Source organism: Bifidobacterium sp. ESL0764 (genome assembly GCF_029395515.1).
Taxonomy (GTDB): Bacteria; Actinomycetota; Actinomycetes; order Actinomycetales; family Bifidobacteriaceae; genus Bifidobacterium.
In genome coordinates, this window is record NZ_CP113919.1 from 84473 (window position 1) to 97329 (window position 12857).

Genomic DNA, 12857 nt, shown 5'->3' on the forward strand with positions numbered 1-12857 from the left:
ACCATCGAATTATGACCTACGGAAGAGCTCATTCGTCAGGATCTTTCTTGCGGTTGAATTGGCGCCAGAGGCCGAGCACGCCTAGAAACAGCGCAATGACTATGAAGATCATGCCGCTCATGTCGCTCAGGCGTAAAGTGCTCGTGATGCGTGTCGATTCCGGGGTGGAAAACGCGTCACCTCGGCGGTCGGTAAGGGTCAGATGCGCCGTGGCTGTGCCGGAAGTCGAAACGCGGACGTTGAACGTGGTTTGGGCTTCGCTGCGCGCCGGGATGGAAAGCGTGGCGAAACGTGTCGTGACGATTTCCATCGAATTGGACAGCGATGAGATCTTGACCGTGACCGGGTAAGGGTGGTTGTTGCTCACCGTCACCGGCATTTTCGCGGATTCGCTCAAGACGGTGATGGATTCCGAAGGAGTGATTTTGATGCCACCCATCAGCTGGCCGGCGAGGTTCTGGGCGCTTGCGTCCATGCGTTTGGCGACGGTGTCGTTGCAGGAAAGGGCGTGGAGGGCGATGGCGTTTTGCAAGGAGGAGATGGCGGCCATCCAGTCGCAGCCGTTCTTCGAGCGCTTCGCCGTGGCGTCCGCGTCCTGGCGGGCAAGGGATTGCGCGTCGCCGGTGTCGACTTTGGTGTTGCCCGCGTTTGCGTTTCCTTTGACATTGCCGTTGTTGGTGGTGCCCCCGTTGGCTGAGTTGCTGTTGGCGTTTGAAGATGAAGAGGGTGACGAGTTTTCGGACTTATTTGTATTACCAGATTTACCGGATTTGCCGTTTTTTGAGGAAGACGTTCCGGATTGCCCCGATGTTTCGTCTGCTGAGGAACCCGAGGTCGCGTTTGAACCTGATGCTGAACCGGAGTTAGAAGCTGAGCCGGAGCTTGCTGCTGAGCCGGAATTGGAAGCTGAGCCGGAGCTTGCTGCGGATGAGGAGCTCAAATCGGCCTTGGATGGACTGTTTTTATCGTTTGGTGTCTTGGATTTTTCCGAGTTTCCCGAATTGCCCGAGTTCTCTGACGTCTTTGCCGAAGATTCGTCGAGAATGGAATTGGTGAATCGGTCGATGTCGTTTTTGCTTGCGGCGAGCGTGGAAAGTGACTGCCGGATTTTTTCGAGAACGGATGCGTGTATGTTGGCCGAATCGGGAACCGCACTGGCGGCTTTCTCCCCGGAAAGATAGGCTTCGGTCTGGTTCAGCTCGCTCATACTGCGCAATTTCAGCCATGGTGCCTGTTCCACCGCCTGCATCAAGGTATCGGCATTTTGCGCGTTGTTTTCGGAATTGGCGGTGCCGGTGTCGAAGCAGATCAGCAGATTGCGCGCGGCGTAGGGGCTCTCCATCTGGTAAAAAGCGCTTTGCGCCATAAAACGCGCAAGCCTGCCGGCAGCGCTCGACTCTCCGTCGACGGTTTTGTCGGTGGGCAGGCCTTGCGCGAGTCGGCTCAACTCGTCCTGCGCGGTGAGCACGGTGATGTCGCCGGCCGAGGTATGGATGATGTATTTGCCGGTGTGGATTGTGGAATTGTCATCGGCGTCTTCCACGCCGGTAACGTCGGTGGCGATGGCGGTGGAATATCCTTGTGCTCTCGCCGTTTGTAACGAACCCATCGTCCACCGTCCGCGGCCCGGCCAAGCGTAGGACGGCATATTGGCCTTGGTGTCGCCGGTGGCGTCACGATATTGCTTCAACCCAGTTTCCGCGTTCCAGTCTTTGGACGCAATGCCTGCCTTCTCGTACTCGCTGCCATTGTTCAGGGCGGAATATGCGGTGATGTCGAAGTCGCCGGACTGCATGATTCCGCTGGTTTTCGGCGGCACGGGAAGGCTCTGCGCCAGCGTCGGATCCGTGATGACCTGCAGGCCCGGATGCTTGCTGATCAATTGTTCGACGGGTTGCGAAAGTTTGTGTGTGCTGAGGATTTTGGCGCTGTCCCCAACGCCTGAGGTCATGAACTCCGTGAGCTTCTGCCCGTCGACCTGCCAGCCCTCGCTGGTCAGCGGCATGGCGATGGTGATGTCCATCGGAGGGGTGTTGGCGGTATTGAGGCCGTCACCGGAACGGGTCAGGAACGTATGCGTGGTATTGAGATATGGCTTCTGTGATTTTGAAGCAGATTTGCCTTCGTCGCTTGAATTCCGAACGAACGAATAGTCGACGCGCACCGGCTTCGGGCCCCACGAAAGCATGTTTTTCAGGCTCTGCTGGTCAGGATTTGCATCGATGGTGACGCTGGTCTTCTCGCCTTTTGCGATTTCGGGCACGTTGACTTGCCCGATTTGGTTGGGCACTTGGATTCGTGAATCCCCTTGTGCCCATTGCTGCAGGTCCGAGCGCGAGACGAAGGTGTAATAGTCGTTGACGGCCACGCTCAGTGTGCCCGCCGGCAACGCGCTGTCGCTGGTGTTTTTGATGACCGCGCTCAGATGATAGCCGGAGTTCGAAGTGACCACGGGTGTTGACGCGGTAATCGTCACCTCGGCATCCTTTTGTGTGCCTTTGGCGCCCGGTTCGTTGGACGCTGAGCCGTTTTGATCGGCATTGCCCGCAGTGCCTTGCAGCGTTTGCCTCGACGAAGGGGAAAGATTGTTGAAGGAACGCGTCGATGGCGATGTCTGCAGGCCCGGAGTCTGTTCTTCGGAAGTCCCGTCTTCCGGCGTCTGGGTCGGCTGCGACGGTGTTGCGGGTTTGGCTGGTTCCTTGCCGGTGTTGTCGCCGGGAGTGGAAGGATTGGCCGGAGTGGTCGAAGAGCCCGAGCCTCCCGGATTGGTCGTTGAAGTATCCGAGGATGCGTCGGTCTCTGAGGTTTCCGCAGCCATTGCGACACCGGGCGAAAGAACCAATGCGGATGCGCACAGCAGGGCTATGGCAGATGAAACGATCGCCGAGATCTTGGAAGAGAGGGGCGATTGTTTGCTGTCCATATTGGTGCGGGGGACGCAGGGGTGCCAGTGCTTCAACCTTCTGCCTGCCTGTTCAGTTTCTTGGCGTAAAGCCACGCGATTTTACGCTCGTTAGGATAGCTCAGCACGTTGTCAAGGTCGTCGAAATCCACCCAGATGGCGTCTTCGGCCTCATGGTCGGGGTCGCCTTCCACGGTGAGGAAGCCGCCGATCTGCCGAAGTGCGAAATGGTGGACGAGCTTGTGTACGCGCTCTGCCTGGCCGGTGAACCAATAATCGATGGTGGCGATGGAATCGATGACCTCGCCTAATATGCCGGTCTCTTCGTGGACCTCGCGGACGGCGGTCTGCTCGGGAGTCTCGCCCTTTTCGATATGGCCTTTCGGCAGGCACCATTCGAGGTGGCCGCTGCGCGAATGGCGGGCGATGAGCGCGACCCGGTTGTGGGAATCGAAAATCAAGCCGCCGGCTGAATATTCGCGGGCCACCGGCAGTTCCTGGGCGTCGAGCGTGGCGAACTTGGTCGGACCATGGCCGGCGCGGTGATGTGGCATCATCTTCGGCGTCGGCGCACCGTCCGGTTCGATGAAACGGACGATATGACGTTCGGATTGCGAAGTATACAGTAATGTGTCGGGCTGGTTGAGTCTGTTGCCGTCGTCACGCCTGTCGGAATTCTCGCCATTCGCGTTTTGGGCATGGTTGCCCGAGGCGTTGGCCATCATACGAGCCATGTCTGCGGGCGTTATCATACAACCTAGCTTACTCAGAAGGATGTGCAGGTAGGGTAACGGGATGGCAAAGGGCACAAAACCGGCCGGAATCAGGGTGAAGGGACTAGCGATTTCCGCTTTTTGCTTTAGAGATATCGCCGGTAACCGGCTGTTCTGCTTGACTTGTGCCGTAAACCGGTACGAGCTCCATCACGGTGGCTTGATGGCCGGAAACCTACTCCAAGGGGCATGAATGACCGGTTTGTGGCACAAAAACTGGCAGGGCGGTTGGATATTGATTGATGTTGGCCAATTGCCGGCCGATTGCCGGCATGCGGCGCGGGCAACGGTGACGGTATGCTGGAAGTCGCGTGAAATCCGAACGTTGGAGGCAATTGTGGAGTTTGAGGTGTGGCCTGAGGCCATTGAGCTGGGGCACATGTTCGCCGAGCAGGGGTACGAGCTTTCGCTGGTGGGCGGGCCCGTGCGCGACCTGCTGTTGCACCGCAAAAGCCACGACCTCGATTTCTGCTCCTCTGCCAGGCCCGAGCAGTTCGAACCGATTCTCAAGCGTTTCGGTCACGATGGTTTCTGGGATATGGGCCGCAAGTTCGGCACGTTGGGCGCGATGCGGCGCCGCAAGGACGGCACCGAAGTCAAGGTCGAAGTCACCACCTACCGCTCCGATAAATATGATCCCGATTCCCGCAAGCCCGAAGTAAGCTATGGGGATTCGCTGGAAGGTGATCTTTCGCGGCGTGATTTCACCGTCAACGCCATGGCCCTGCGCGTGCCCGACCTTGAATTCGTCGATCCGTTCGGCGGCGCCAGCGACTTGGCCAAAGGCGTGCTGCGCACGCCGGTCGATCCGCGTCAGTCCTTTGAGGACGATCCGCTTCGCATGATGCGTGCGGTGCGTTTCGTCGCTCAGCTCGGTTTCCGCATCGAGCCGGACACCGCCGAGGCCATCACCGATATGGTCGATCGTATTTCCATCGTCTCCGCCGAGCGCGTTCGCGACGAGATCACCAAGCTGCTGCTCTCCGAGCGTCCGCACGAGGGTATCGAGGCGCTGGTCGATTCCGGCTTGGCCGATATTGTATTACCTGAGATTCCTGCGCTGAAGCTGCAGATCGACGAGCATCACCGTCATAAGGACGTTTTCGAGCACACGCTGATGGTGCTCGACCGCGCGATCGCCCTGGAAACCGGCCCCGACGGCCCCGTGCCCGCGCCTGATCTCACGTTGCGTCTGGCCGCGTTGCTGCACGACATCGGCAAGCCCGCCACGCGCCGCTTCGAGCCGCACGGCAAGGTGAGCTTCCACCACCACGACGCGGTGGGTGCGAAACTGGTGCGCAAGCGCTTGAAGGCGCTGCGTTTCGACAAGCATCTTATCCAGGACGTCAGTGAACTGGTGAATCTGCACTTGCGTTTCCACGGCTACGTCGATGAGCCTTGGACGGATTCCGCCGTTCGCCGGTATGTCAAGGATTCCGGGCATCTTTACGAGCGCCTAAACCGCTTGACCCGCGCCGACGCGACCACACAGAACAAGCGCAAGGCGCTGATGTTCTCGGATGCGATGGACGAGCTCGAGGCCCGCGTCAAGAAGCTTAAGGAACAGGAGGACTTCGACGCGATCCGCCCGGACATCAACGGCAACGAGATCATCGAGATCCTGGGCGTCAAGCCCGGCCCGGCAGTCGGCCGCGCCTACAAGCACATGCTCGATTACCGCCTGGACCACGGCCCTGCCGACCACGACACCGCGGTTACCGAGCTCAGGCGTTGGGCCGCTGAAGTTGGCTTAGTCTCCGAATAGCCGAATTGATGGCCCTGATGGCCACAAAGGAAACTTGTGCAGGCTGCCAGCTGAACCGACAATCCGCAATAAGTGCTACTTCTTTTGGCGGAAATCCTTGGGCAGCTTGGCCTTGTCGATTTTGCTGGGCAGTGTGCAGCCTGGAATGTTTTTTATTTTAGAGTCTTGGGGCGGCACTGATTTTTTGGGGGTCAGGTCGCTGAATGTCGAGCCGATGGCCACGCTGACGACCCCGTCCGTCCTGCTGTCCATCACCAGTTCGGCGTCGGTGAAGTTGCTGTAGACCGTATAGGCCTGCCACATGTTGTTCACCCCGTAGTAGATGGTGGTCCGCTCCACTTTTCGCGAAGGGAAATCGCCGACGGCGGAAACGTTGAAATTACGATTCCGCAAGGCCTCGCCTACCGCTCCCGCAAGACCCACCGATTTGGTGCCGTTCAGCACGTTGACTTCCACGCTCCCGTTTGGCTGGTATGTGGCCGGGCTTTTCTTGGGGTCTTCAGATGCGCAGACAAGCGGTGCGCCGTAGTTGGTCTGTGCCTGTGGCACGTCTGCATTGCTTTTGCCGATGGTGCGGAAGAAGACGAGGAACGAGACCACCAAGGCCACGACCAATACGGCCGCAATCGTTGAAAATACACGCACCTGACGGTGATGCACGTACTCCTTGCGCGCCTTGCGTTCGTCGCTAAATTGCTGCATTGTTCATTCCTGTCAACCCGTGCCTGCGCCATTTCTCTCAAAACGCGCGCCTTGCCTGGCGTGCATAGGATTTGGCGAAATACCGACGTTTTTACTTTACCGTGAGAGTGTGACGCACAGAAGATACCGTCGATGAAGATTATTTCTTGTATATCATAGTAAAATTCGTTGGATTATATTGACTTGTGAACGATAAAAGGAACAGAGGAAGTCAGTTCTCAACCGCTGCGGCCAAAGCGGCGAATTCGTTGACGGTCAAGGTCTCGCCGCGTCTGGTGGGGTCGATGCCGGCGGCCGTGAATGCCTCGGATGGCACCAGCTTTTTCAGAGCTGCGTGAAGGGTCTTACGGCGCTGGCTGAAGGCGGCGTCGATGAGTCGGAACACTTTCTCGCGGTTGGCTTGATGGGTGATAGACGAGGTGGGCGCGAATATGGTATTTGCTGATTGTGATACATTTTGGTCGCGCTTGTTGTCGTTGTCAAGGCTTGATTCTGCGGCAATCTTGCTTGTCGACGTGTTTTTGCCATCATAATTGCGATACCGCGTAAACGAAACCAGCGCGGAATCGACGTTCGGCGCGGGCCAGAAGACGTTGCGGCCGACGAGACCCACGCGTTCGGCTTGGCCGTACCACGCCAGCTTCACGCTAGGCGTGCCGTAGATCTTGGAGCCGGGCTTGGCGGCGAGCCGGTCGGCGACTTCCTTCTGCACCATGACGAGAAAATGGTCAAGGTTTTCGAACCGCTCGAGCAACGTCAGCAGTATCGGAGTCGCCACATTGTATGGCAAATTGGAAACGAGGGTGAACGGATTGCCGGATGCCGTGTGGGTGTCTTCTCCCCTGCTGGTGGCGTCGGTCTGGCTGCTTGGTGTGTGCGTTGCGTTCGGCGCATTCGCTGCAAACTCCGGCAGTGTTTCAGGGCTTAGGCTCATCGCGTCGGCGGTGACGACGGTGAGCCGGTCGGCCGCTTCCGGCATGAATTCGGCAACGGTCTCGGGCAGCCGTGCCGCCAGCGCCGGGTCGATTTCCACGGCCGTCACCGCGGCCCCGGTTTCCAGCAGCGCCAAGGTGAGCGAGCCCAAACCCGGCCCGACTTCGAGCACGCGGGTATCGGCGGTGACGCCGGCCTCACGCACGATGCGCCGCACCGTACCCGGGTCGATGACAAAATTCTGTCCGAATTTCTTGGTCGGGCTGATGCCGGCGTCCGCCGCGATCCGCCGGATGTCCCCCGCCCCCAGCAGGTGGCCGTTATGTGCCGTCACGCCGTCTGTCACACTGCTCCCGTTCGTTGTTTGCTCACTCATACTTTCAAAGATACCCTTGACGCGCGAATCGATGTGTTCGAGGCTTGGCCGATGCATGGCTAAAAGCGTCGGCTATTGCTTGCGTTTCTTCTTCTCAATATGAAATCGTAAGCGGTGGATGACGCTGACGTCTTTGCATAGTTGACTGACGGTGCCAGGCACAGCTTACGTTCCGGGATTCAAACGGCTCAGATTGAGTTGCTGCGATTGTTCTCAAACACGGGCCAAATGCGCGGATTGTTGACGTGACAGGCGATATCGGTAGCTGTCAGATTCGGTAAGGAGCCAGTGATCCTCGCGTACGCGCAGGTCAGTAGGCGTGATGGGTTTGCCAGAAGCTCCAGGCGCCTCGTGGGCTGCCGTACGCGCTGTGAATGTAGCTCAGGCCCCAATCGATCTGGGTGCCGGCGTTGTCTTTCCAATCAGCCCCGAACGAGGCCATTTTGCTGCCGGGGTATGACTGCGGTATGCCGTATGGCGCGTTTTCCGGAGTGCCGTCCGCCATTTGCCGGTTCAGCGCGCTCCAGCTCCAACTGGATTCGAGGGTCCACATATTGATGAGCGGTTGGCAGTCTGCCTGGTTCCAGCCCCAATCACTGTGTTGCATCACCATTGCGCAGGCATACTCTTGCGCCGCCGCAGGGCTTGCATGCCACAGGCCGCCGTGACCGGGAGCTGAAGGTGCGGGTGCAGGGGCTGGCGCCGGTGCCGGAGCAGGCGTTGAAGGCTGCGACGGTTGGTTCGGCTGCTGTGCAGGTGCTGAAGGTGCCGGGGCTGACGAAGACGAATTGCCGGAGTCGTCTTTGCCCTTGTCCTTGTCTTTGCTTGTGCCGAAATCGCTGCTGCCGTTTGAACCGGTGCCGGTGCTGGAATCACCATTGCCGCTGCCGCCGGTCGAAGGTGCGGGAGTGGCAGCAGCGGCCGGCCCGACCGCCACAATCTGGTCTACCGCCACTTGGGTGACGGTCTCCGATTTGAGCGTCGAGCTTTCGGCCTGGCCGTCGACGTAGGTGACGTCGTAGACCTGCTGCTTGTTGCCGTTCTGGCCCGCCTGACGAATCTCGGTCTGGCCGGGCTGCAGGTTGGAATCGACCACGGTGCGTGTGGCGAATGGCACGGCGACGTCCTTCGTCTCCTGACCGTGCGTGACGCGTTGGACGCGCAATATGGTCTGCCCGTTGTCCTCGCTGACGCTGACTCGGTCTTCCTTGCCGATGGTGATGTTCTTGGAATCGAGAATCGAGGCGGCCGTAAGCTTGCCGTTGGGTGCCACGCTGGTCTTGCCGTCGGCGATGACGGTGACCGGGCCGGCCTTGTTGATCACGAATCCGCCGGTGAGCTGGTTGTAGACGTTGGTGACATTGACCGACACCTTTGTGGCGTTCTTGGCATTGGCCTTGAAGAAGCCGAGCAGCTGGTCGGCGCTGGTGGCGTACGTCCAGAAAGGCACGTCCTGGCCCTCGATGTTGATGGTGGACTGATAGGCGCTGCGCACGGTGACCACGTCGTGGTTCTTGAGGCCCGCCTTCTCGTCTGTCGAGTCGATGAAATCGTGGGTTTTGACCTTCACGCCTTGGGATTCAAGGAATCTGGGGACTGAGGCGGAATAGGTGGTCACGGTTTTGGTCGCGCCGTTGACCGTCAGGGCCACGCTCTTGCGCGCGGTGATGGCGAAGAAGACGATGCTGGCCAGCAGCACCACTCCCACGCAAATCGCCACGCGAACCCTGCGCAAGGTGACGAACCGCCGCGGAGTCCATCGACGTGCCATGCAAACCCCCTGAAATGATGTATCTGACATGTCGTAATGTACCGGCCATGTCTACTGCTATACCCAGTCTACAGTCTATCGGTTTCACCGTGAAGATTGCAATACGTATTCGGGTTGCGGGGGCAAGTTTTTACAAAGAAACCACAGCAAGTAACGAGTGCGATCGAACCGGTGCCGGGGTCCCTTGCGAAGCCGTCAGATGAATGGCTTCCAGTGGGAAAGCCCTTTAAAAAGGGGAAAGGGGCGGGAGAGAAGGGGATATTCCCGCCCCTAAAGGGCGAAGCAAATTGGGGGAAGTTTCGCCCTTGGACGTCGCTCCCCATATGGAAGAGGAACAACGCTTACTTACTCGAGCGCGAGTAATGCCGTCGGCGCCTCCTTCACGCCGGAATCGTTGGGTCTGACAATGCTTGCCGCCACAACGCACACAACCCACTCTCGTGGGCTTCACAACAAATTCATTACTGCCTCAGTTAAAGCGTGCCGTCTGCTCCAACTGAAAACATCTACAACACAAACAACTCATGTCTCTCACCGCAACATTGCACCGGTGAGCCTCCTGTCGGGATCGAACCGACGACCTGCCGCTTACAAGGCGGCCGCTCTGGCCATCTGAGCTAAGGAGGCGTTGGTTTCAATCGTATCCGACAAAACCAGACAGACCCTCACTTTAACAGCAAGGCTCGATTACTTGTGTGTGTTGGTCCGGTTTGTAGACCGGGGAATTTGAATCATCGATTTTCTCTCGCACGCAGTATTTGTGAAAGAAATAACATGGAATAGAAATTGTTCGTATCAAATAATGCGTAAAACGTTCTACGTATGATTTACTTTCTGAATACAACGATATCGGGAACTCAGAATCGTTGGTATGAATGGATTCTCGATATTTTTTTAGTTTTACGTCATATGGAAGGGTGTTGCGTTTTGCGCAAAACGACTTCGCCAAACGAGACAAAATTCGTCGGGTTTTGACTCATGATATATTCTAAAGAGCGTTGCTTCTCGCACATCTTTCATGGTGTTGCCTCTTTTAGAGGAATGTCATATAGCATGTTGGGGGTAGGAATGTTAGGACATGACTAGCCGGTAATGCGCAAAGGTACGGTAAGGGGCAACGTTGCTAGCGCAAAGAGTATAGAGGACGGAGTATGGCTCGGCATACAGGCAATGGCTACTACGTACAGGCGCCAGCGGATTCTTCTTGGTATGGCGGCGCCGACGTTGGCGATTTATTGATTCAGGCGCGGCAGGCGCAGGAAGCCAAAGAACGTAAGCAGCGTCGTATTGTCGGGTTCATTGCTTTTATCGTCGTCGTCATTTTCGTTGCCGTTATCGGTCTGGTGAGTTACCGTTCCATCGCCAAGCGCAACGCAGCGCAGAATGTGACCGAGGATCAGGCCTACAGCGCGTTGCAGGGCGTAAAGTTGAAACCTAAATTCGCAAACGACAAAGGCGGCATACTTTTTTCGAAGGCCGGTTACGGCAAGAAAACCGCGAATGCTCCCACGCTGGAAATCTACACCGATCCGATGTGCCCTGGCTGTGCCGTCCTGCATCAGCAGATGGATGCCACGTTGCGTGCGCTGCTGGATTCCGGTCAGATCAATCTTGAAATTCATCCCGTAACGTTCCTTGACAATATGTCGACGGACCATTATTCGTCGCGTGCCGATAACGGCGTGGCCTATATTGCATCCAATGACCCGGATCCCAACCACCTTCTGGATTTCATCACCAACATCCATAGCGACGATTTCCAGCCTGAAGAGGCCGCCGACTACAAACCGGTGAACAACCGGCAATTGCAGGAACAAGCCATGGCGGCAGGCGTTCCGGAGGACATTGCGAGCAAGGCTTTCGGCAACGAATACGAACCATGGCTTTCCGCCGCCGCGCAATATACGCTGCGTCGCCCGGAACTCAAGGACATCGGCGGCCAGTTCAAGGGCAAGCTCACCACGCCGGTGGTGGTCATCAACGGCAAGATGCTTGATATTTCGGGGATTTCGGACATCGGGCTCACCTATAAGGTGGCTATCCTGCAGTCGATCGGTCTCGCCAATGAAGACATCGGCGTGGCTGGCAAGCAGCCGGCGATCGGCGCCGATGGCAATCCTACGTTCCCGAAGACCCAGCCCTCGGCGTGAATTACTCTGGTTTCGTATTCTGGTTTCGTATTCTGGCCTCGCGAATGTACTCTGATTCCATGAGTCTGCATCTCGGTTCTTCGGTACGCTTTCAGCGGTTTGTCCGTATTTCGGTAGCTCGCTTTTGAGCAGACGCTCTCGTCTGTAGCCAGCCTTTGCCTTGGCGCGATGCCTTGAGTTTGCAACTTAATTCTGTGCCTTATAACCTTGGGCTCTTGGCTGATGCCCTCAGTCGGATGCCTCAAGCAGCGGTGTCAATCGCGAATAAAAATGGCGGCAGGCCACGCACGAATGGTGGTCTGCCGCCGTTTTTATGAGGCTTGGATCGGTTGGTCAGTCCAAGGATTCAGGTGCTCCGGTACCGATCCTCGGTGTAACGCCTTTCATGCCTACTTGCGCTTCCTTGATTCCCAGCTCCTTGAGCAGGGCCTGCTGCTGCGTGAGGCCGAGTTGCGACAACGAGCTCATATCCATGAGCTTGCCATTGACCGTGACGGCCGGCGTGCTCAGCTGGCCATCGGTGTTCAGCAGATCCTTGCGTCTGATCGTGTAGTTGTAGGAGGCCTCAAGCCACTTGTTGTAAGTGCCGTTGAACGCCTTGCTGATCACGTCTCGAGGTACCCCGGCGGCCACAGCCTGCGCCTGAATCTGGTCATTGCTCGTAGCCTTGTAATCAGGGCCTTCGGCGGGCTGGTAGTCCTTCTTATAGAGGTTGCTGACGAAATCGAGCAGATGCTGCGTGCTCGGGTCGTGGCTGGCTACGTAGAGTATGGCTCCGGCCGCGCGGGTGGAGTACTGGTCGGTCGAATCCTGATCCAGGAAATTCATGACATGGTAGACCAGATTGATCTGGCCGGAATTCACCATTTTAGCGAGGTCGGTGTCGATCTGGCGGTGCAGTGAACCGCAACCGGGGCAAAGCGGATCCATGTAGATTTCGACGGTCGGAACCTTGTCGATCTTCTTGTTGTATCCATCCTTGGAAATCAGGATGCCGCCTTTGTCGTCGGCGTACTTCGGCTTGGTCTTGACCTTCTGCAGCGAAGAGTAAGAGGCGTCCGCGGTGACTTTTTTCGCTTCGTTGCTCTTGTGGATGGAGCGGAAGCTGACGGCAGCGACAATGACGACGAGGATGACGAGGATGGCCACGACGAGGGCGCCGATGATGGTCTGCTGCTTGCGTTCCTTGGCGGCGGCCTCCTCGAGCGCTTTCTGACGTGCCGCTTCCTCGGCCTGACGTCTGGCTCTCGTCTGGCGTTTTTGCTTCTTGTTATTGCCTTGCTGTGCCATATGTCCTTCTTTATGATTGCAAAATGCTGTCAACCGCCGGTTTATCCGCCGTTATGGCGACAACGCAACCAACGTACTGTAGACTCGATGCTTTCTTATTTTGCACGTACGGGTGGATGAAATAGTCTGAGAGCCGAGTGCGTTGATATTTTATTGCGGATATTGCAAGTTTGTCCAAATAGTAAGGTGCGTGCC

The 12857-nt window shown here is 57.3% G+C and carries 8 protein-coding genes and 1 tRNA gene; 2 read left to right on the forward strand and 7 right to left on the reverse strand.

The annotated features are described in order from the left end of the window. Nucleotides 1–28: 28 nt before the first annotated feature. Complete coding sequence (locus OZX71_RS00280; protein WP_277160080.1) at nt 29–2818, reverse strand: DUF6049 family protein; 2790 nt, start codon at nt 2816–2818, stop codon at nt 29–31. Nucleotides 2819–2955: 137 nt separating this feature from the next. After that, the gene (locus OZX71_RS00285; RefSeq protein ID WP_277145927.1) at nt 2956–3654 is read right to left on the reverse strand and encodes an NUDIX hydrolase; all 699 of its coding nucleotides are present in this window, start codon (nt 3652–3654) and stop codon (nt 2956–2958) included. Between the two features lie 358 nt (nt 3655–4012). Between OZX71_RS00285 and OZX71_RS00290 the strand changes: the two genes are divergently transcribed. Beyond that, nucleotides 4013–5440, forward strand: a complete 1428-nt coding sequence (locus OZX71_RS00290; protein ID WP_277160081.1) for a CCA tRNA nucleotidyltransferase — start codon at nt 4013–4015, stop codon at nt 5438–5440. Nucleotides 5441–5515: 75 nt separating this feature from the next. Here the strand turns inward: OZX71_RS00290 and OZX71_RS00295 are convergent, their stop codons facing one another. The 4 genes from OZX71_RS00295 to OZX71_RS00310 form a co-directional block, all read right to left on the reverse strand. After that, nucleotides 5516–6142 carry a LytR C-terminal domain-containing protein gene (locus OZX71_RS00295; protein WP_277145925.1) on the reverse strand — a complete coding sequence of 209 codons (627 nt, stop codon included), beginning with the start codon at nt 6140–6142 and terminating at the stop codon, nt 5516–5518. Nucleotides 6143–6353: 211 nt separating this feature from the next. Then, nucleotides 6354–7451, reverse strand: a complete 1098-nt coding sequence (gene rsmA / locus OZX71_RS00300) for a 16S rRNA (adenine(1518)-N(6)/adenine(1519)-N(6))-dimethyltransferase RsmA (protein ID WP_277160082.1) — start codon at nt 7449–7451, stop codon at nt 6354–6356. A 310-nt stretch (nt 7452–7761) separates the two neighbouring features. Then, nucleotides 7762–9222: a G5 domain-containing protein gene (locus tag OZX71_RS00305; RefSeq protein WP_277160083.1), complete on the reverse strand. Its 1461-nt coding sequence runs from the start codon at nt 9220–9222 to the stop codon at nt 7762–7764. Nucleotides 9223–9775: 553 nt separating this feature from the next. After that, nucleotides 9776–9849, reverse strand: a tRNA-Thr gene (locus OZX71_RS00310). A 524-nt stretch (nt 9850–10373) separates the two neighbouring features. Between OZX71_RS00310 and OZX71_RS00315 the strand changes: the two genes are divergently transcribed. Beyond that, nucleotides 10374–11372 carry a thioredoxin domain-containing protein gene (locus OZX71_RS00315; RefSeq protein WP_277160084.1) on the forward strand — a complete coding sequence of 333 codons (999 nt, stop codon included), beginning with the start codon at nt 10374–10376 and terminating at the stop codon, nt 11370–11372. 333 nt (nt 11373–11705) lie between these two features. Here OZX71_RS00315 and OZX71_RS00320 read toward each other — a convergent pair whose 3' ends face one another. Beyond that, nucleotides 11706–12662 (reverse strand): thioredoxin domain-containing protein, encoded by a 957-nt coding sequence (locus tag OZX71_RS00320; protein WP_277145921.1) that lies wholly within the window; start codon nt 12660–12662, stop codon nt 11706–11708. Nucleotides 12663–12857: the final 195 nt, after the last annotated feature.

What these genes read in the sequence shown, in the direction of transcription:
- OZX71_RS00280 (WP_277160080.1), bottom strand. Translation starts at nt 2,818, where the DNA reads ATGGCTGCGGAAACCTCAGAGACCGACGCATCCTCGGATACTTCAACG.
- OZX71_RS00285 (WP_277145927.1), bottom strand. Translation starts at nt 3,654, where the DNA reads ATGATAACGCCCGCAGACATGGCTCGTATGATGGCCAACGCCTCGGGC.
- OZX71_RS00295 (WP_277145925.1), bottom strand. Translation starts at nt 6,142, where the DNA reads ATGCAGCAATTTAGCGACGAACGCAAGGCGCGCAAGGAGTACGTGCAT.
- rsmA (WP_277160082.1), bottom strand. Translation starts at nt 7,451, where the DNA reads ATGAGTGAGCAAACAACGAACGGGAGCAGTGTGACAGACGGCGTGACG.
- OZX71_RS00305 (WP_277160083.1), bottom strand. Translation starts at nt 9,222, where the DNA reads ATGGCACGTCGATGGACTCCGCGGCGGTTCGTCACCTTGCGCAGGGTT.
- OZX71_RS00315 (WP_277160084.1), top strand. Translation starts at nt 10,374, where the DNA reads ATGGCTCGGCATACAGGCAATGGCTACTACGTACAGGCGCCAGCGGAT.
- OZX71_RS00320 (WP_277145921.1), bottom strand. Translation starts at nt 12,662, where the DNA reads ATGGCACAGCAAGGCAATAACAAGAAGCAAAAACGCCAGACGAGAGCC.